Source organism: Pseudomonas sp. R11-23-07 (genome assembly GCF_003852295.1).
GTDB lineage: Bacteria > Pseudomonadota > Gammaproteobacteria > Pseudomonadales > Pseudomonadaceae > Aquipseudomonas.
On record NZ_CP027761.1, the window covers coordinates 2868966 to 2887821 of the forward strand.

The window sequence follows — 18856 nt, forward strand, 5'->3', positions numbered from 1 at the left end:
GCCTTTGTTCGGTCAATTGCTGGTGTTACGACCATGGGGTCACGTAGAGGTTGCGTCCAGGTGACGATTGATTTCATGCCGCCGCCTGGAGCGGCAGGCACACCCGGAACAGCGCGCCCTCGCCTATCTGGCTTTCGACCTCGATGGTCCCGCCGTGGGCTGCGACGATCTGTTCGGAAATGAACAGCCCCAGGCCCAGGCCGGCCGCCGCGTGGTTGACCGAAACCCGCTCGAACTGCTGAAAAATGCGCTTCTGGTTCTCTTCACTGATACCAATGCCGTGGTCACGCACTTCCACGCGCGCTTCGCCGTGTTCGCTGTAAACCCGCACTTCGACCGGGCTCTTGGCGCCGTAGCGCAGGGCGTTGGTCAACAGGTTGGTGACCACCTGCTCGATGCGGAACTCATCCCAATGGCCTTCCACCGGCTCGTCGGCGACCAGCTGCATCGACGATTCGGCAGCCGCGACCTGTGGCTCGAAGTTATGCACCAGGTTGCGCACCAGTTGCGCCAGGTCAAAGCGCGCCGGGCGTATGGACAGTTTGCCGGTGCGGATGCGCGACACGTCGAGCATGTCCTCGATCAGGCGGATCAGGCTTTTGATCTGGCGCTCATCGCGGTCGACCATCGCATGCATCTTGTCCAGGGTGAACGCCGCGGCGTTGTCGCGGGCCAAGTGCATCTTGCGCAATTGGGTTTCCAGGATCAGCCCGTTGAGCGGCGTACGCACTTCATGGGCGACGATTGACATGAAGTCATCGCGCATGCGCACGGCCTGCTCCAGCTCCGCCTGGGTGGCCTGCAGGCGCGTGAGCAGCAGCTCCTGCTCGCGGCGGCTGCGCTCCAGGGCTTCGACCTGCAGCTTCATCGCCTTGCTCTGGCGGTACAGGTCGACGAATACATTGACCTTGCTCTTCACCGCGTGGATATCCAGCGGCTTGTGCAGGAAGTCCACCGCACCGCTTTCATAGCCCTTGAAGGCGTAATTGAGTTCGCGGCCGGCGGCGCTGACGAACACGATAGGGATGTTCTTGGTTTTTTCGGTGCCGCGCATCAGTTCGGCCAGTTCGAAACCGTTCATGCCAGGCATCTGCACGTCGAGGATCGCCATGGCGAATTCATGTTCCAGCAACAGGGACAACGCCTCGTCGGCACTCAATGCCTTGAATACCTGGCGGTCTTCGCGCTTGATCAGCGCTTCGAGGGCCAGCAGGTTTTCCGGCAGATCGTCGACGATCAGCAGTTTGGCCTGGACAGTACTTAACATGGGGAAGGTTCCAGGGAAGCCAGCAATGAGCCAATCTGGCTCAAGAAAAGAATATGGTCGGGTGTGTGCAACGCCAGGGCCGCCAGGGGCATCACGGCAATCCGGGCTTCAGCGGGGTCCTGTACAACGGTGATGCCGCCCGATTGCTTGACGTGAGCCAGGCCGCGCGCGCCGTCCTGGTTCGCGCCGGTCAGCAGGATCGCCAGCAGGCCTCGCCCGTAGGCATCGGCGGCCGAGGCGAAGAGAAAATCGATGGCTGGCCGGGAATGGTGCACGCGGTCCTCCTGGCTCAGGGACAGGCTGCGGTCGTGTTCCACCGACAAATGATAGCCGGGGCCGGCGAAATACAAGGTGCCCGCCTCGATCGACTCTTTGTCCCGCGCCTCCTTGACCGGAATGCGCAAGCGCCGCGCAAAGACCTCCGCCAACTGGCTGCGACGTTCATCCGGCAGGTGCAGTACGGCAACGATCGGCAGGCCGAACGTAGTCGGCAACCCGCCAAAAATACTCAGCAACGCCTCCACGCCGCCGGCGGAGGCGCCGACGACGATGGCTTCAATCCCGATGATCGGGGTGATTGCAGCGTCGCTCATAATTTGCGGTAGATCCGTTCCTGTTTGACCAAGGGTTCGAATTGCTTGCTGTAGGCGGAAAAATCCAGGGTTTCCTTGCTGCCCAGCACCAGGAAACCGCGATGGCACAGCGACTCATGAAACAACCCAAACGCTCTGTCTTGCAACTTTTTATTGAAATAAATCAACACGTTGCGGCATGAAATTAATTGAGTTTCTGAGAATACGCTGTCGGTCGCCAGGCTATGGTCGGCAAACGTGACGTTCTCGCGCAGCGTCTTGTCGAAGATCGCGTTATCGTAAGCTGCGGTGTAGTAGTCGGCAAATGAGCGTTGGCCGCCGGCCTGCTGATAATTAGCCGTGTAGGCGCGCACGTTCTCCAGGGAGAAGATGCCTTGCTTGGCTTTGTCCAGCGAGGCCGGGTTGATGTCGGTGGCGTAGATGATGGTGCGCTCGAGCAAGCCTTCTTCGCGCAGCAGGATCGCCATGGAGTAAACCTCCTCGCCGGTGCTGCAGCCGGCGATCCAGATCTTGATCGACGGGTAGGTCTTGAGCAGCGGCACCACTTCCCGGCGAATCGCGAGAAAGTGCGAGGGGTCGCGAAACATCTCGCTCACGGGGATCGTCAGGAACTGCAGCAACTGCATGAACGCGGCCGGGTCGTGCAGCACCCGCTCCTGCAGCGCGGAAATGGTCGCACAGTCGAACTGGCGCAAGGCGTGGGCCACCCGCCGTTTGACCGACGCACCGGAGTAGTCGCGAAAGTCGTAGCTGTACTTGAGGTAAATCGCCTCGATCAACAGGCGCAGCTCAATGTCGCTGCTTTTGTCCAAAAAACTTCGCTCCACTTAAATGCGTTCCATCTTTGGTAGCCATACGCGAATCAACGAGAACAGCCGGTCCAGATCTATCGGTTTGGCCAGGTAGTCGTTGGAACCTGCCGCCAGGCAACGCTCCTGGTCGTCCTTCATGGCCTTGGCCGTCACGGCGATGATCGGCAGCTTCTTCCAGCGCGGGTCCTGGCGGATCAGGGCGGTGGCTTCGTAACCGTCCATCTCCGGCATCATCACGTCCATCAGTACCAGATCGATATCCTCGACCTCATTGAGCTTGTCGATGGCTTCGCGGCCGTTGCGCCCGATCACCACCACGGCGCCTTTGTGCTCCAGGGCGCTGGTCAGGGCAAAGATATTGCGCACGTCGTCGTCCACCAGCAGGATCTTGCGCCCTTCGAACACCTTGTCGCGGCTGCGCGCGGTCTTGAGCATCTTCTGGCGGTCATGGGACAACTGCGATTCGACTTTGTGCAGAAAGAGTGTGACTTCATCGAGCAGGCGCTCCGGAGAACGGGCGCCCTTGATAATGATCGAACGCGAATACTTGCGCAGTTCGGCCTCTTCGTCGCGGGTCAGGTTGCGCCCGGTGTAGACGATCACCGGCGGGAACGAGCAGATATCCTCGGTGGCCATGCGCTTGAGCAGCTCGTTGCCGAGCATGTCCGGCAGCTTGAGGTCGATGATCATGCAGTCGTAGACATTGGTGCGCAGCAGGTCCAGTGCAGCTTGGGCGTAGCCGACATCGGTGATTTCAATGTCATCGTCGCCGATCAGGCGGGCAATGCTGTCGCGCTGCAGGTCGTCATCCTCGACCAGCAGCACGCGCTTGACCTTTTGCGTCAGCTTGGCTTCCAGGCGCGCGAACACGTCCTTGAGCTCTTCACGGGTGGTGGGCTTCACCGCGTAACCGATGGCGCCCATGTGCATGGCGGCTTCGACGCGGTCTTCCACGGAAATCACATGCACCGGAATGTGCCGGGTATTGGCGTGCGCCTTGAGACGCTGCAGCACCGTCAGCCCGGAATGGTCCGGCAGGCGCATGTCGAGCAGGATCGCGTCGGGGATGAACTCCTCGGCCAGGCTGTAGCCTTCGTCAGCACCGTGGGCGACCAGGCAGTTGTAGCCCAGCTCATGGGCCAGGTCGAAGAGGATGCGCGCAAAATTCGGCTCATCTTCCACCACCAGGATGCAGCGGGTGGTGAATGGCCCTTTGTCACGGTCGTCGGCAAAGCGCGGGATCGGCTCGGCATCGGCTAACGGCAACGTCGCAACCTTTACGGGCGCGGGGGCCGGTACCGCTACGGCCTGGCGCGGGGCCTCGATCGGCGCGGCGTCTTCAGCGCGTTCAACATACTGTTCCGGCAATACCAGCGTGAAAATGCTGCCCTTGCCCGGCTCGCTGGCCACGCTGATGTAGCCGCCCAGCAAGTTAGCCAGGTCACGGGAAATGGACAGGCCCAGGCCGGTACCGCCGTAACGGCGATTGGTGGTGCCATCGGCCTGGCGGAAGGCTTCGAAGATGCTTTCCTGCTGATCCTGGGCAATACCGATGCCCGAGTCGCGCACCGTAAAGGCAATGCCCTCCCCCGGTGCACGGGACACCGTCAGGCTGACATCGCCCTGCTCGGTGAACTTGATGGCGTTGGACAGCAGGTTCTTGAGGATCTGCTCCAGGCGTTGGCGATCGGTGAACAGCAAGGCCGGTGCGCCTTCCTGCAGGTCGATCTGGAAGCCCAGATTGCGATCCTTGGCCAGCGGCTCGAACATGCCGCGCAGGCCATCCACCAGGCGTTCGACGCTGGAGTTTTCCGGGCGCACTTCCAACTTGCCGGCCTCTACCTTGGAAATATCCAGGATGTCGTTGATCAGGTTGAGCAGGTCATTGCCGGCCGAATAGATCGACTCGGCAAACTTGACCTGTTCGGCACTGAGGTTTTCCTGGGGGTTCTCGGCCAGCAACTTGGCCAGGATCAACGAACTGTTCAGCGGCGTGCGCAGCTCGTGGGACATGTTGGCGAGGAACTCGGACTTGTACTTGCTGGAGCGCTGCAGCTCATCGGCGCGGTCTTCGAGTTCCAGCTGCACCCGGTTGAGTTCGATGTTCTTGCGGTCCATGGCATCGCGCTGGTCGGCCAGGGTCTGGGTCTGTTCGGCCAGTTGTTCGTTGGTCTGCTCAAGCTCCGCTTGCTGGGTTTCCAGGTGCGCCTGGGACTCCTTGAGGATGCGTGACTGTTCTTCCAGCTCCTCGTTGGCGGTTTTGAGTTCTTCCTGCTGCACTTGCAGCTCTTCGTTGAGCTGCTGGGTTTCAGCGAGTACTTCCTGCAGACGCTGGCGATAGCGCGCGGCTTCGATGGACGTACCGATATTGCCCGCGATCAGCTCCAGCAATTCGACATCGCGTTCTTCCAGCGGGCGCAGGAAGCCCAGCTCGATCACGCCGTTGACGCGGTCGTCATCGCTGGTCGGCACCACCAGTACGCTGCGGGCCGCGCCCTCGCCCAGCCCCGAGCTGACCTTGAAGTAGTCCACCGGTACGTCGTCCAGGCGGATCAGGCGATCGAGCTGGGCGGCCTGCCCCACAATGCCTTCGTCGCTGTAGATCGCTTGTTCCAGCTGCGCCTGTTCGCGGGAGAAGCCGTAGGTGGCCACGCGTTTGAGCCCGCCGTGTTCTTCGCGCACATACAACGCTCCAACGGCCGAGCCCATGTATTGGGCAAAGAACTGCAGGATATTGCGGCCCAACAGGTTCAGGGTCAGCTGGCCGAGCACCTGTTCGGCCAGTTCAGTTTGGCCGTTGCGCAGCCAGGCTTGCTGCTCCAGGCGCTTGGCGATCTTCTTTTGTGACGCGAGGCTTGCGCTGTAACTGTTTGAAAGTTCGAGCAAATTTCTTCTGCCGATATACGCCAGAAACCCACTGAGCCCGAGTACGAACACCAGGTACAGGGTGACGCTGAGCACCGTGGTGCGGGTGACCTCTTCATTGCGGGTGATACGGAACTGCTGCTCCATCGCCACCGCGTCGTCATATTCCTTGCGAATTTCATCGGTCAGGCGCTTACCCCGGCCCGCCTTCACCGCACCGCGGAAGTCGCCGCTGTCGCGCTGCAATTCAATCATCGACTGCGCGTAGTTGTTCCACTCTGCCTGCAACGCTTCAAGACGCTTGAGGCGGTCGACCTGCTGCGGGTTGTCGGCCACCAATTCCTGCAAATTGCGCAGGTCAGCAATGATTCGCGGCTTGGCCACCTCGTAAGGGTCGAGGAAATGCTCGTCACCGGTAATCAGGAAGCCGCGCATGCCGGTTTCCAGGTCGACCGTCAGTTTGGACGACTCATTGAGGTTGTTGATGACCCGGTCGGTGTGCTCCACCCACTGGATCACCGACAGCAAGTAAGTGATCAGGAAAACGAAAAACACCGCACTGAGCACACCCACGCCCAATGGCAGGGCCACGTTGCGGCTCAGGAGTTTACGGAAGCTCTTTTCATCAACTGACGACGCGGGAGTCATGGGCATGCCTTGGCCAAGTGCGGAAAAACCGCGAGTTTGCCCCAAAGTGACGATCAAGACCATTTTTCTGGAATGATTTGGTACAGATTCCTACGATAGAACAGGCTATTCTGCCTGGTCTTTTCTATCGTTTTTACCGCCCGACGGAACTTGTCGATAACCTGCGCTTACTCAAGTAACAGGTCGGTCAGAACGGCCGCTGGTAAAAACCTCGTCTTTTTTGGGAACGCCTTACTATGTCTAGCTCCACCATCCTTGTTGTCGAAGATGACGCTATCGTGCGCATGCTGATCGTCGATGTGCTTGAGGAGTTGGAGTTCACGGTACTCGAGGCCGCCGATGCCGAAGAGGCGCTGAAGATTGTCGAAGGCAAAGACACGGTCATCGACCTGATGATGACCGACGTCGGCCTGCCGGATATGGACGGTAAGCAACTGGCGACCAAGGTGCGCGAACTGCGCCCCACCCTGCCCATCCTGTTCGCCAGCGGCTATGCCGAAAACATCGACGTGCCAGCCGGTATGCAAGTGATTGGCAAGCCATTCTCGATCGATCAACTGCGCGATAAAGTCAAATCGATGTTGCCCACGTGATCCCTTGTCCTTTTGCAGGTTTTAACGTGACGTCCGGGAAATAAAACAGGAAACTCATCGCCTTCATTTCCCCGTCAGTCAAACGAACTCTGGAAGGACGCAACAACATGATTGGACAACCCGCGCGCCTGGTGTTGGCGAGCCTCTCGATACTTCTGAGCACCAGCGCCTGGGCCGACTTCACGGCGACGCCGACCGAAGCACGGGCCATTGCCAAGGAAGCCTATTTGTACGGCTATCCTGTGGTGCAGATGTACAAGACGCTCTATACCCAGGCCGTTGATAAAGGCGGTGTCAACTACAAGGCCGCGTTCAATCACATCGGTAATACCGCGCAGGTTTTCACCCCCAAGGACACCGCGTTCGTGACCCCGAACTCGGACACGCCCTACTCCTTCGTCTGGATGGATCTGCGCAAGGAACCCTTGGTGCTGACCCTGCCCAAGGTCGAAGACAACCGCTACTACTCGGTGCAGTTGATCGACCTCTATACCCACAACATTGCCTACCTGGGCACGCGCAGCACCGGCAACAACGGCGGTCACTACATGATCGCGGGGCCCGACTGGAAGGGTCAGCAGCCAGTCGACATCGATCGCGTGGTCTACAGCGAAAGCAATATCGCCTACGCGCTGTATCGCACCCAGCTGTTCGATGAAAAAGACTTGAGCAAGGTCAAGCAAATCCAGAGCGGCTATAAAGTGCAGCCGCTGAGCAGCTACGTGAAACAAGTGGCCCCGGCCAAAGTGCCGAAGATCGAGTGGCCCAAGCCAATGGCGAACATGAGCGACAGCCCGCAGTTGTTCCGCTACTTGAACTTCATGCTGGCCTTTGCGGCGCCGCAGGACAGTGAGAAGGACCTGCTGGCGCGTTTTGCCACCATCGGCATCGCCCCCGGCGCGCCCTTTAAGCTGAACCAGCTGACCGCCGAACAGCGTAAAGCGCTGGAAGATGGGATTGCCGACGGCAAGGCCGAGTTCGCCGCTTTCAAGAAAGACAAGATCGACACTCACCAAGTCTCCAGCGGCGAGTTGTTCGGCAGCCGTGACCGCCTGAAAAACAATTACCTGTACCGTTACGCCGGCGCCAACCTGGGCATCTTCGGCAACTCTACCGACGAAGCTGTTTACTTCACCTACTTCGATGACAGCGAAGGCAAGCCGGCCAACGGCGCACGCCGCAGCTATACCGTGCACTTTGCCAAGGACCAGCTGCCGCCCGCCGATGCGTTCTGGTCGCTGACCATGTATGACGCCAAGACCAAGTTGCTGGTGCCCAACCACAAGAAACGTTACCTGATCAACTCACGCATGTTGCCTGAGCTGAAGCGGGACGCCGACGGAGGCCTGACCCTGGCGCTGCAGCATCATGAGCCACCGAAGGCCGAACAGAGCAACTGGCTGCCCGCCCCCACCGGGCCGTTCTTCGCGGTGCTGCGTATTTACCTGCCCAAGCCTGAAATCAGTCAATGGACGTTGCCGCCGTTGACGCCGCTCAAGTAACACCACGCGCGGCGGGAGTCGACTCACAGTGGCCTCCCGTCGCGCGTTTATGCGTCATTGCTGTTTGAGCTTCAGAAAAGACTGATGCAGGTCGGATGCCCATCCATCGATGACACTTTTCACATCACCGGCCTTCATCACCTGAGTGTCGTTTGCCAAGGGCTCCCCTGTGCCTTTGCGCACCACCTGGGCAATCACTTTTCCGTTGGCGCCATCAAGGAACTGCGCCTCGGTGCCCAAGGTGGTTTCCTGGTCGCGAATCCCCGTGCCGGTACTCACCGCCGCCGCGACAAACGCAACCGGAATGAACTCGTAAGGCTTGAGCCCTTCGGTTTTACTGCCGACGGCCGTAATCGCTGCGCGCACGACGATTACCCCGGGGCCTGGGCCATTTGCCAACGGCATTGAACGGGCCAGTTCACGCTTGAGGGCCTGGTTGTAATAGTCGTTGATGCCGCGCAGGGTGCTGTCTGGAATCCGGGGGGTGGCTTGAGGCTTGGGATAGAACTGCGTGGGTTCGATGTACACCGCGCTGTAGCGGTTCAGGTCCAGTGTGGGATCGACCCAGCGCATCACTTCGGCTCCGGAGGGCGACTTGGCTTCCTTGAGCCGGCTGTAGTCCGACAGAAAGCCCGAATATTCGTCCGGTTGCGTGACCTTGCTGGCGCAGCCCGCCATGCCGATCGAGGCGATGCACAGCGTGCCGACCATTAGCCTGAGTTTCATCGTTGGAGCTCCCCATCGATAGATTGAGCTCTAGGTATAGACAATCTTGGCAAAACGGGCTGCTTATTTTGGCCATGAGCCATGGGGGGCGAAGCCTCAGGTTGTCAGCTACGAGACAGACTCAACCCCCGCCGCCTCGCCCCTCATGATCAGTATTGCTCAGCCGCGTTCGCGGGGGATCAGGCTCTGCAACTGCGCAGCCAGGAAATTGGCGTCGAAGGCGAAGGTATCCGGGTCTTTCAGGCCATTGGTCTTCTTCCAGAGCCAATCATTTTTATCCGCCGGCAGCACCAGCGACACGCTGCCGTGGCGGGCGGCGGTCAGGCCCATTACCGCAACAGAAATAAACCCATCGGCGCCCATCACGTCCGGCACGAACTCCACGCTTTTACCCGTGATGAGCACATTCAACTTCTCGGTCTTGAAGGTCGATGCCTCCACTGGCACGCTCGGACTGCTAGCGACATAGGCTTCCCGACGCACCTCCAGCAAACCGGCGCGTTTGACCGGTTCCAGCCACTGTTCGATCTGCTCGAACAACTCGCCAAGCTTCTGCGCCCAACGCGCCGACTGCAGCTCGAATTGCTGTTTTTTCTGCGCTTCGCTCTCGGCGTAATGACGAAGCATCTCGCCCAGTTGCTGTACATCGTCCATTGCGGATTTCCTTGGGTGAGCCAGGTTGCGAAGCCTGATCATCGCAGATGCGCGGGCCAGGCGTACGGGTTAAAGGTGATTGCGCCTGGTTCGGCAATCGGCGGCAAGCAGGTCATGCCTGCGGTAACGGTGTATCGAACGAAGGATGCTCCAGTAGAAGGCGACGCCACTGCAGTCGAAACCAGGGCGTAAATGACGCGTGCGGCTCAGCAAGCCGGGCTGATATTTCGGCACGGGTCAGCCAGCTGATTTCGCTGATTTCGTCAGGAACGGGTGAAACCACAGCGTCCGATCGAGCCACCAGCACGTGACACAGTTCGTGCTCGGCGCCGATCGAGCCAAAGCGGGCATGGTACTCAAAGCTGTATAGCGCCCCACAGGAAGCTCGGACGCCCAGCTCTTCGCGCAAGCGCCGAGACGCGGCATCCAGCACAGTCTCGCCAGGCGCCGGGTGACTGCAGCAGGCATTCGACCAGAAACCTGACCAGAGCATTTTCCCTGGCGCACGACGCTGAAGCAGATGACGCCCGCGCCGGTCGATCAAATGTACCGAAAACGCACGGTGAAGCTGCCCCGCTCCCAGGTGCGCATCGCGTTTGCCACACACGCCGATCGGTACATCGTGTGCGTCTACCAACACCACATCATTGTTCATTCATAGTTCCTTCGCTGACCGGCTCGGCGCCTTGCTCCTGTTAGACAACCTGTCCCCACGCGCTGACCAGGGTCAACGCCGCGGCAGTGAACGCGGGATCGGCCCGTAGCCGGGTCATGCCATCCAGGTCGGCCTGTTCGAGTAGCCCACGTTTGAGCAACGCTGGCCCGGCCTGTGCCGTGGTTGCGGCCCAAAAGGTGTCGGCGGGGCTGTTATCGCCGATACGGCCTTCAAGGGTGCGATGCCCTACATTGGCAAGCCCTCGATCACGTAACCGATCCGGGAGCGTAGCGGCCCAAAGCATGTCGGAGCCCACGGTCTGCTCCAGCAGCGTAATCCCGGCTTGGGCCACTTTTCGGAACAACGGGTTCGCGGCGCTCAGGCTCGGCTGCAGGCTCACGTCCTCAATCACCAACCAGCCTCCCGGGCGCAGCCAGGTGATGGCTCGCGTCAATAGGTGCTCACGCTCGCCGAGGTGACACAGCAGCGCCCTGGCATGTACCACGTCAAAGGAGGCAACAGGAAAATCATCGGTCGCGGCATTGTGGGTAAGCACCCGGATACCGGGGATATCGGTAAGGAACCGGGTGTCGATATCCGTGGCGGTGACGCTCGCTTGGGGATATCGCTGGCTCAGCCAGCCGGCGAGCGATCCGGCCCCGGCGCCTAGATCGAGGATGGTAGGCTTGTCGGCAAGCACCAACTGATCAAAAACCCCTTGGCTCAACGGGTCAAAGACACGTTCCAGGGTGCGCAGCCGTGCCAGTTGGCCAGCGTGCTGGTCAGCGAGAAAGCTGCTGGTATAGCCGGGTTCGTCGAGGTTGACGGTAAGGGTCACAGTACGACCTCCAGTCGATCAGGGCAGCGATTGAGGAAACCGCGCTCAATGGGCTTGAAACCCGGAGCCCAGCGCACGTTTGGAAAGGTCTGCAGCAGCAGGCGAGCGCCGAGCGTGATTTCCAACCGCGCCAGCATTGACCCCAGGCAGAAGTGGCGGCCTGCACCGAAGGCGAAATGGCTGGTAGCCTGTTCGCTGCGCGACAGATCAAACGTGTCCGGGTCGCTGAAGTGGTCCGGATCACGGTTGGCCGAACCAATCAGGCAGGCCATTGTTGCGCCAGCCGGAATCGTGCCCGAAGGCAGTTGCAGCGGTTCACGGGCTTCGCGCAGCACGAGCTGCAAGGGCGGGTTGCGTCGCAGGGTTTCGGCGAGGGCGTTATCCATCAGCTCTGGATCAGCGATCACCGCGTCTTTGACGCCCGGTTCGCTCAGCAGATTCACAATCAGGTTCGCCAGCGCGCCGTGGCTGGTTTCGCTACCCGCCGTCATCAGGATCGCGCAGTAAGCGCGCACGAACGTCTCGGACAATGGCTGGCCGTCAATCCGTGCCGCCAGGAGCTGCGAGATCAAGTCGTCCGTGGGTTCGGCGCGTCGAGCGTCAATGTGGGGCTGAATAAAGTCGTAGAAACTGTCTCGGTTGGATAATCCACCGGTCAGCAGCGCCGGGTCCTGTCGATAGTTGCCCATATACGCGAAGCCGATGGCGCACCACCGCTTCAGCCGCTCCACCTCTGCGCAGGTTTGCGCCGGCAGCCCCAGTGCATGCGCCATCACCCGTACCGGCAGCGCAGCGGTGAAATCGGCGATCAGGTCAACCTGGGGGCGACCGTGCATGTGCGCCAGCAAGTCTGTGGTCACCGCGATGATGGAAGCTTCAAGCGCCGCGAGGGCCTTGCCACGAAACGCAGGGCTGAGCAACGCGCGGTGCTGGGCGTGTTCACATCCGTCCATCGTGACGATGGTGTGGCCCAGCAGCGGTCCGATTTGCCAACTGTAGTTATTGTTGCTTGCACCCGGATGAGTCAGGGCGGCTTTGACGTCCACATGCCGGCTGACCAGCCACACATCGGTGGGCTCGTCGTAAGCGATCGGCAGCGTGGTACGCAATTGCTCATACAACGGGTATGGGTCGATTTCGAACTGCCGGGATTTGAGCGTCGGAGGGATAAGTTTCAGGTCCACTTGCTGATCGTTCCGGGCCGCAGAATCGGCGGCATGCAGCAGATAACGAGAGACGCTGCGGTGCCAGTCGCCTGCCGCCCGCACAACCTGACGCAGCCGGTCCGGGTCGGTCGCCGCGCTCGGCGGGTGGCGCGCAGGCTCGGCAGCGAGCGCCGTGAACTGCGCCACTGCCGTGTTTATCATCTGATGGGCGGATTCGATCGCGGCGGGCCAATCCATGCCAGCGCAGGCTGCGAGTACCGACACCAGGTTGAAGCGCTCACCACACACCACATCCTTGGCAATCGAGTGGATATCGTTGGTCCAGGCGATGATATCGGCAGCGTGCTCACGCATCGTGCTCCACGCTTGAACATCCTCTGGGGACGCATACGGATCGAGGGTTTCGGCCCCATCGATGAGATCAAAGAAGAACAGTGCGCCGAACGAATCCCGGCGCAACGGCAGATAGTCGGCCAATGTGAGCGCTGTGTCGGTTTCCCGCACGTGCACCAGCGTTGCCTGCGCACGCAAATGCTGGATCAGATGTCGCACCAGCCGGGCCCGCCAACGGTCGCCGCCCCAGCTCCGGGTCCGCGGCCAAAGATCATCGACCAGAACGGCGAGCATCGGGTCCTCGAACCGGCTGCTTTGGCCTGGGGAAGCAGCGCCGCTGCTTTCGGTCAGCGCCTGCACCGAAGCGATGAAACCTTCCAATGCTCCGTTTTCCGCCCAGGGCCCATCGTCGATACGGTCATCCAGCGTGAGCGCCCACAGGTACCAGCACACCAGGATCTCGGCTCGGTGCGTGGGCGCCCTGCCGCATAATGCCAGCCCCAGGTCGAGCAGCGCCGTGGTACTCAATCGATGCGCACCACGGCGCCCGATCAAGCCGTATCGCTGCGCCCAGGCGAGGGCATGCGCGCGCAACTGCTCGCTGTCGGAGCGTGGCGGCGGACCGGCGAAAGGAAACTGAATCTCGGGGATGATAAGGGGCGGCGGTGGGTGATCTCTGTGGCTGGGGCCGGGGTCGTCCTCGCAGTGTGGCGGTGCCATGATGAACTCCTCTTGAATGAACTTTCATTAAGAACGACCTTACAGAAAACCAACCCCATCAGGGTGTGAGGGGAGTCTGACTATTCATCTAGTAAAGGCAGCTCTGGAGCGTAGGAAAAGGTCTATCGCCATCGTGAGCAGTGACCGGTCATCAACATTGCATGAACTGCACTGGTGGATTGGCCGGCAACTGCACATGACTAATGCGCCTTCGGTGAGTATGGTGGAATCCACATTCCCTGCCCGGAGCATCGCATGCGCACCATCGGCCTTATCGGCGGCATGAGCTGGGAGTCCAGCGCCGAGTATTACCGCATCATCAACCAGCAAGTACGCGACCGGCTCGGCCCGCTGCGTTCGGCGCAACTGTTGATGTACAGCGTGGACTTCGGCCCGGTGGAACAGGCCCAGCACGCCGGGCGCTGGGACGATACCGCGCTGATCCTGGAAGACGCCGCGCGCCGTTTGCAGGCCGGGGGCGCCGAGTGTGTGGTGCTGTGTACCAACACCATGCACCGGGTGGCGCCGCGTATCGAGGCGGCGGTGTCGATTCCCTTCCTGCATATCGCCGATGCGGCGGGCGCTGTCGCCGTACAGGCGGGCACCTTGACCGTGGGATTGCTCGGCACTGCATTCACCATGGAACAGGACTTCCTCAAGTCCCGCCTGGCCGCACAGGGCCTGACCGTACTGGTACCGGATGCGGACGAACGCAAGGCGGTGCACCGGATCATCTATGAAGAGTTGTGTGTGGGGATGATCAGCGCCGAATCACGCGCCGTCTACCAGCGGGTGATCGAGTCCCTGGCCGTACGCGGCGCCCAGGCGGTGATCCTCGGCTGTACGGAAATCAGCCTGCTGATCAAGCCCGAGCACTGCGACCTGCCGCTGTTGGACACCACCGAGCTGCATGCGCGGGCTGCGGTGGCGTTTGCGCTGGAGGACTAAACCGGCGTGCGCAGGCGCGCCATGCTCAAGGTGTCGACGAACACACCGTCACGCAGGGCGTAATCGCGCAAACAGCCTTCGACCTCGAAGCCGAATTTGCGGTACAGGTTGTGCGCCGCCTCGTTGTCGGCGTACACCGTGAGTTCTACGCGATGCAGGTTCATCCAGTTGTCAGCCACATCCAGCGCGGCCGTCAGCAACTTCGAACCCACGCCCTTACCCTGCCAGGCCGTCGCCACCCCCATGCCGAGCGACCCCACATGCGCCTGGCGCACGCGCAGGTACTGTTCCAACCCCAATTGACCAATCACTTCGCCGCCGTGCATCGCCACCAGTCGCAAACGGCGTTCGTTATCCATTACCAGGCGCTTGCGCCACGCTTCCACTGACTGAAAAGGCATTTGCAGCACCTGACGGCATACCGCCGGTTCGTTATAGAGCGCAGCGACTCCCTCAAGATGGGCCTCGGTGAAACGCTGGATCACGATATGGGGCTCAGGGGTGTGCATCGTATTTCATCCTTTGAAAGACAAGTGGCCGTCTAGTGTAGGGCATAGGCATCGAAGCGACGTTGTAGCAGCCTACGGAAAACACGCTGACCTGTAGGAGCGAGCTTGCTTGCGAAAAACCCCGGGCCTCCGCGTTTATTCAGAATGAACGCGTTGCCTGGAGGTTTTTCGCGAGCAAGGGCTAGCCGCCCGCCTCGCTCCTACAAAAGGCATTTAAGCAACAGGCCGTGCCAAGCGCCACACCCGCGCAATATCCGAGGCCCGCTCACGCAACAAGCGCGGCGCCTCGCTGCATGCCTGGGCAAGACTCATCGGCCCCGAGGGCAACGCAAAGGCGGCATCCACGCCGTGGGCGTACATCTGCTCGTAGCCATCGCCCAGGGTTCCGGCGATCACGATCACCGGGACATTGTGTTGCCGTGCAATACGCGCCACGCCAAACGGGGTTTTCCCGCGCAGGGTCTGGGCATCGAAGCGGCCTTCGCCGGTGATGACCAGGTCGGCGCCACGCACCACAGCGTCGAGGCCAACCAGCTCGGCCACCACTTCAACGCCGGCGCGGAACTGCGCGCCGAGGAATGCCTTGGCGGCGAACCCCAAGCCGCCTGCCGCGCCGCTGCCGGGTTCGTCACGCACGTCCTGGGCCAGCACCCTGGCGCAGTGGTCGGCAAAATGACCAAGGGCGGCATCCAGCTGCTGCACCTGTTCGGGGTTGGCGCCCTTTTGCGGGCCAAAAATCGCCGAGGCGCCGTGGGGACCGCACAGCGGGTTGTTCACATCCGCCGCGATTTCGAAGCAGACCCGCGCCAGGCGTGGGTCAAGGTTTTCCAGGCTGATACGCGCCAGGCCGCTCAACGCCAAGCCACCGGGTGCCAAGGGCTGGTTCCGGGCGTCGAACAACTGCACGCCGAGCGCTTGCATCGCGCCTGCGCCGCCATCGTTGGTGGCACTGCCGCCGATCGCCAGGATAATGCGCCGGGCGCCCAGGTCGAGCGCGGCGCGGATCAGCTCGCCGGTGCCATACGTGCTGCTGGAGCAGGCGTCGCGCTGGCCCGGTGCGACCAACTGCAGGCCACTGGCCTCAGCCATTTCGATGATCGCGGTGTGGCTGTCGGCCAACCAGCCCCAATGCGCCTGCACCGTATCGCCCATTGGCCCGCGCACGGCCTGGCTGCGCAATTGGCCGTTACACGCGGCGAGCACTGCTTCGACTGTCCCCTCACCGCCGTCCGCCATCGGGCATTGCACCAGCTGTGCGTCAGGCCAGACCTGAGCCAACCCTTGCGCAATCGCCTGGGCGACCCCTTCGGCACTCAGGCTGTCCTTGAACGAGTCGGGGGCGATGATGATTTTCATGGGCGTTCTCCGGTTTTTATAACGCCCATGCTGCCAGTTGGCACCGCTGATGACGCCGGTCCAATGCACAAGTGCAGCTGAGGTTTGTTGTTCATTTTTACAAAGCCTGGGGCAACAGTTGCACGCCCAGGTACAGCGCCAGCATGCCATCCAGGCTCAGAGGGTCAACGCCGCTCAGTTCGGCAATCCGTTCCATGCGGTAGCGCAGGCTGTTGCGGTGAATCCCCAGGGCATCGGCACAGGCCTGGCTTTGCCCGTCGTGATCGCACCATGCGCGCAGCGTGGCCAGCAGTTGGCCGTTGTTGTCCTTGGCGAGGACTTTGCGCAGCGGGTTGAGCAATTCATCCAGGGCATCGTCGTTGCGATGGCGCCAGAGCATGACCGGCAGACGATAGCGATTGAGGATCAACAGGCGCGAATGCGGCAGGATATCGCGACCGTAGGCCAGCAAATCGCTGACACGGCGATAGCACCGCCGCAACCCGGCCAAACCTTGCGCCTGCCCGCCTACGGCGACCCGCAGGACAGTCCAGCCCAGGCCGTCGAGCTTTTCCAGCAGGCGCGGGTTATCGATCTGCACTGACGCGGGTCGACACCACAACAGCGACAACGGCGCTGAACTGACGCACCAACTGTCCGGATAACGCGACGTCAGCCAGGCACTCAAGGCGTCGGCCGACTGCCCCGCGCCCAGTTCGAACAGGTAAGGCGTACGCGCCAGTTGCGGCTTGAGGCCCAGTTGTTGCGCTTCGTCGACCAGGCGCGGCGAGTCACCGGTATCGGCCAGCAGCAATGCCAGCAGGTCGTCACAGCGCTGGCGCCGCCACTGCTGCTCGGCCTGCTGGTGGCGCTGACTGACCAGCATCTCGGCGGTCATGCGCACCAGTTCGGCGTAGGTGCGCAGGCCTTGCGGTTCACCGGTGATACCCAGCACACCGATCAGGCGCTGATCATGCATCAGCGGCAAGTTGATGCCAGGCAGCACACCCTTGAGGTGCTTGGCAGTCTGCCCATCGATTTCCACCACGCGCCCGTTCGTCAGCACCAGTTGGGCGCCTTCATGTCGGGTGTTGATGCGTTCCGGTTCGCCGCTGCCGAGGATCAGGCCCTGGTTGTCCATAACGTTGACGTTGTAGGGCAGGATCGCCATGGTGCGATCGACGATATCCTGTGCCAGCTCATGATCCAGCTCGAACATAGGGCTATTTTCCTTCCAAAGCGAATTGGTCACCGGCACAGCGCAAAGCGGGCATGGCTGTGCGCAAGCACAAAGACAGTTGCCCATCGCGTCGCCGAGACTGTTTGGGCGATCAACGTTACCCTCGCATCGCTAAAAAACATAATAAAGAGAGACTCGCCATGTCACAGAGCGCCGCCGCAGCACTGGCCACCGATGACGATAAAAACGCCATCTACAAGCGCGTTACCCTGCGCCTGATCCCCTTCATCTTTATCTGCTACCTGTTCAACTACCTTGACCGGGTGAACGTTGGCTTTGCCAAGTTGCAGATGCTCGACGCGTTGAAATTCAGTGAAACCGTGTACGGCCTGGGTGCCGGGATCTTCTTTATCGGCTACGTGCTGTGTGGCGTGCCGAGCAACCTGGCGCTGACCCGGTTCGGGCCAAGGCGCTGGATAGCGCTGATGATGATCGTGTGGGGCACCTTGTCCACCTGCCTGTTGTTCGTGACCACGCCGACGCATTTCTACACCTTGCGCCTGTTCACCGGCGCCGCCGAGGCGGGGTTCTTTCCCGGTGTGGTGCTGTACCTCTCGCAGTGGTTTCCGACGTTTCGCCGGGGCCGGATCATGGCGCTGTTCATGTCCGCGATTCCGGTCTCCGGCCTGCTCGGCAGCCCGTTCTCCGGCTGGATTCTCAACCACTTTGCGGCAGGTCAAGGCGGCCTCGCCGGTTGGCAGTGGATGTTCCTGTTGCAAGGCATTCCCACCGTGATCCTCGGCGCCCTCGCCTACTTCCTGCTCAGTGACAGCTTCGCCCACGCCAAGTGGCTCAAGCCCCACGAACGCGCGGTACTGGAAGCCGACCAGGCCACCGATCTTGCGAACAAACCGAAGACCACCACCGACTCCCTGGCCGAGGTGTTCAAGAACCCGGCGATCTGGGCATTCGGCCTGATCTACTTCTGCATCCAGAGCGGCGTCTACGCGATCAACTTCTGGCTGCCATCGATCATCAAGAACCTGGGGTTCAGCGATAACCTGGTGATCGGCTGGCTCAGTGCGATCCCGTACCTGCTGGCCGCAGTGTTCATGTTGCTGGTGGGCCGTTCCGCAGACTTGCGCAAGGAACGCCGTTGGCACTTGGTGGTACCGATGCTGATGGGCGCGATTGGCCTGGTGATCGCGGTGAATTTCGCTACCACCCCGGCGATCGCCATTCTCGGCCTGACGATCGCCACCATGGGCGCCCTCACCGGGCTGCCGATGTTCTGGCCGGTGCCCACCGCCATGCTCAGCGCGGGCGCGGCGGCGGGTGGGCTGGCGTTGATCAACTCTATGGGCCAGATGGCCGGGTTTCTCAGCCCCTACATCGTCGGGTTCGTGAAGGATGCGACGGGGTCCACGGATGTGGCGCTGTACTTGCTGGCAGCGGTCATCGTGGCCGGCAGTGTGTTGGCGTTGCGCATGACACGCACCTTGAAGGTGTAAA

At 61.2% G+C, this 18856-nt stretch carries 16 protein-coding genes; 4 read left to right on the forward strand and 12 right to left on the reverse strand.

Annotation, left to right across the window (positions count from 1 at the left end):
• Window positions 1-73: 73 nt before the first annotated feature.
• The 4 genes from C4J84_RS12975 to C4J84_RS12990 are packed head-to-tail and all read right to left on the reverse strand — an operon-like array spanning window position 74 to window position 6185.
• Window positions 74-1267 carry a hybrid sensor histidine kinase/response regulator gene (locus C4J84_RS12975; protein WP_124435498.1) on the reverse strand — a complete coding sequence of 398 codons (1194 nt, stop codon included), beginning with the start codon at window positions 1265-1267 and terminating at the stop codon, window positions 74-76.
• Entirely contained in the window at window positions 1261-1860 is a 600-nt protein-coding gene (locus tag C4J84_RS12980) for a chemotaxis protein CheB (protein WP_124435499.1), read from the reverse strand. Before C4J84_RS12980 ends, C4J84_RS12975 begins: the two co-directional genes overlap by 7 nt.
• Window positions 1857-2687: a protein-glutamate O-methyltransferase CheR gene (locus C4J84_RS12985; RefSeq protein ID WP_372237478.1), complete on the reverse strand. Its 831-nt coding sequence runs from the start codon at window positions 2685-2687 to the stop codon at window positions 1857-1859. Before C4J84_RS12985 ends, C4J84_RS12980 begins: the two co-directional genes overlap by 4 nt.
• Entirely contained in the window at window positions 2688-6185 is a 3498-nt protein-coding gene (locus C4J84_RS12990) for a response regulator (RefSeq protein ID WP_124435500.1), read from the reverse strand.
• A 236-nt stretch (window positions 6186-6421) separates the two neighbouring features.
• Here C4J84_RS12990 and C4J84_RS12995 point away from each other — a divergent pair, with 236 nt between their 5' ends.
• Together C4J84_RS12995 and C4J84_RS13000 are read left to right on the forward strand one after the other, a co-directional pair.
• On the forward strand, window positions 6422-6778 hold the full coding sequence (locus C4J84_RS12995; protein ID WP_124435501.1) for a response regulator: 357 nt from the start codon (window positions 6422-6424) through the stop codon (window positions 6776-6778).
• Between the two features lie 107 nt (window positions 6779-6885).
• Complete coding sequence (locus tag C4J84_RS13000; RefSeq protein ID WP_124407255.1) at window positions 6886-8280, forward strand: DUF1254 domain-containing protein; 1395 nt, start codon at window positions 6886-6888, stop codon at window positions 8278-8280.
• 54 nt (window positions 8281-8334) lie between these two features.
• On the opposite strand, the gene C4J84_RS13005 is transcribed toward C4J84_RS13000, so the two are convergent.
• The 5 genes from C4J84_RS13005 to C4J84_RS13025 all read right to left on the reverse strand — a co-directional run bounded on the left by C4J84_RS13005 (window position 8335) and on the right by C4J84_RS13025 (window position 13372).
• A complete protein-coding gene (locus C4J84_RS13005) occupies window positions 8335-9006 on the reverse strand; it encodes a DUF3313 domain-containing protein (RefSeq protein ID WP_124435502.1) in 672 nt (223 codons plus the stop codon).
• Window positions 9007-9165: 159 nt separating this feature from the next.
• Window positions 9166-9660, reverse strand: coding sequence for a hypothetical protein (locus C4J84_RS13010; RefSeq protein WP_124429663.1), 495 nt, complete (start codon window positions 9658-9660; stop codon window positions 9166-9168).
• A 112-nt stretch (window positions 9661-9772) separates the two neighbouring features.
• Window positions 9773-10315, reverse strand: a complete 543-nt coding sequence (idi, locus tag C4J84_RS13015; protein ID WP_124367120.1) for an isopentenyl-diphosphate Delta-isomerase — start codon at window positions 10313-10315, stop codon at window positions 9773-9775.
• Window positions 10316-10355: 40 nt separating this feature from the next.
• The gene (locus tag C4J84_RS13020) at window positions 10356-11153 is read right to left on the reverse strand and encodes a trans-aconitate 2-methyltransferase (RefSeq protein WP_124435503.1); all 798 of its coding nucleotides are present in this window, start codon (window positions 11151-11153) and stop codon (window positions 10356-10358) included.
• Window positions 11150-13372 carry a cytochrome P450 gene (locus C4J84_RS13025; RefSeq protein ID WP_124435504.1) on the reverse strand — a complete coding sequence of 741 codons (2223 nt, stop codon included), beginning with the start codon at window positions 13370-13372 and terminating at the stop codon, window positions 11150-11152. The genes C4J84_RS13020 and C4J84_RS13025 overlap by 4 nt, the downstream gene beginning before the upstream one ends.
• 255 nt (window positions 13373-13627) lie before the next feature.
• Between C4J84_RS13025 and C4J84_RS13030 the strand changes: the two genes are divergently transcribed.
• Window positions 13628-14320: an aspartate/glutamate racemase family protein gene (locus C4J84_RS13030; protein ID WP_124435505.1), complete on the forward strand. Its 693-nt coding sequence runs from the start codon at window positions 13628-13630 to the stop codon at window positions 14318-14320.
• Here C4J84_RS13030 and C4J84_RS13035 read toward each other — a convergent pair.
• The 3 genes from C4J84_RS13035 to C4J84_RS13045 all read right to left on the reverse strand — a co-directional run bounded on the left by C4J84_RS13035 (window position 14317) and on the right by C4J84_RS13045 (window position 17383).
• On the reverse strand, window positions 14317-14829 hold the full coding sequence (locus tag C4J84_RS13035) for a GNAT family N-acetyltransferase (RefSeq protein WP_124435506.1): 513 nt from the start codon (window positions 14827-14829) through the stop codon (window positions 14317-14319). The two genes, C4J84_RS13030 and C4J84_RS13035, sit on opposite strands and share 4 nt — an antisense overlap.
• A 213-nt stretch (window positions 14830-15042) precedes the next feature.
• Window positions 15043-16185 carry a glycerate kinase gene (locus C4J84_RS13040; RefSeq protein WP_124435507.1) on the reverse strand — a complete coding sequence of 381 codons (1143 nt, stop codon included), beginning with the start codon at window positions 16183-16185 and terminating at the stop codon, window positions 15043-15045.
• Window positions 16186-16282: 97 nt separating this feature from the next.
• Window positions 16283-17383 (reverse strand): sugar diacid recognition domain-containing protein, encoded by a 1101-nt coding sequence (locus C4J84_RS13045; RefSeq protein WP_124435508.1) that lies wholly within the window; start codon window positions 17381-17383, stop codon window positions 16283-16285.
• A 161-nt stretch (window positions 17384-17544) separates the two neighbouring features.
• On the opposite strand from C4J84_RS13045, the gene C4J84_RS13050 reads away from it, so the two are divergent.
• A complete protein-coding gene (locus tag C4J84_RS13050; protein ID WP_124404242.1) occupies window positions 17545-18855 on the forward strand; it encodes an MFS transporter in 1311 nt (436 codons plus the stop codon).
• The last annotated feature ends 1 nt before the right edge of the window (window position 18856 follow it).

Coding starts and splice junctions, on each gene's coding strand:
- C4J84_RS12975 (WP_124435498.1), bottom strand. CDS start 1,267: ATGTTAAGTACTGTCCAGGCCAAACTGCTGATCGTCGACGATCTGCCG.
- C4J84_RS12980 (WP_124435499.1), bottom strand. CDS start 1,860: ATGAGCGACGCTGCAATCACCCCGATCATCGGGATTGAAGCCATCGTC.
- C4J84_RS12990 (WP_124435500.1), bottom strand. CDS start 6,185: ATGACTCCCGCGTCGTCAGTTGATGAAAAGAGCTTCCGTAAACTCCTG.
- C4J84_RS12995 (WP_124435501.1), top strand. CDS start 6,422: ATGTCTAGCTCCACCATCCTTGTTGTCGAAGATGACGCTATCGTGCGC.
- C4J84_RS13000 (WP_124407255.1), top strand. CDS start 6,886: ATGATTGGACAACCCGCGCGCCTGGTGTTGGCGAGCCTCTCGATACTT.
- C4J84_RS13005 (WP_124435502.1), bottom strand. CDS start 9,006: ATGAAACTCAGGCTAATGGTCGGCACGCTGTGCATCGCCTCGATCGGC.
- C4J84_RS13010 (WP_124429663.1), bottom strand. CDS start 9,660: ATGGACGATGTACAGCAACTGGGCGAGATGCTTCGTCATTACGCCGAG.
- idi (WP_124367120.1), bottom strand. CDS start 10,315: ATGAACAATGATGTGGTGTTGGTAGACGCACACGATGTACCGATCGGC.
- C4J84_RS13025 (WP_124435504.1), bottom strand. CDS start 13,372: ATGGCACCGCCACACTGCGAGGACGACCCCGGCCCCAGCCACAGAGAT.
- C4J84_RS13030 (WP_124435505.1), top strand. CDS start 13,628: ATGCGCACCATCGGCCTTATCGGCGGCATGAGCTGGGAGTCCAGCGCC.
- C4J84_RS13035 (WP_124435506.1), bottom strand. CDS start 14,829: ATGCACACCCCTGAGCCCCATATCGTGATCCAGCGTTTCACCGAGGCC.
- C4J84_RS13040 (WP_124435507.1), bottom strand. CDS start 16,185: ATGAAAATCATCATCGCCCCCGACTCGTTCAAGGACAGCCTGAGTGCC.
- C4J84_RS13045 (WP_124435508.1), bottom strand. CDS start 17,383: ATGTTCGAGCTGGATCATGAGCTGGCACAGGATATCGTCGATCGCACC.
- C4J84_RS13050 (WP_124404242.1), top strand. CDS start 17,545: ATGTCACAGAGCGCCGCCGCAGCACTGGCCACCGATGACGATAAAAAC.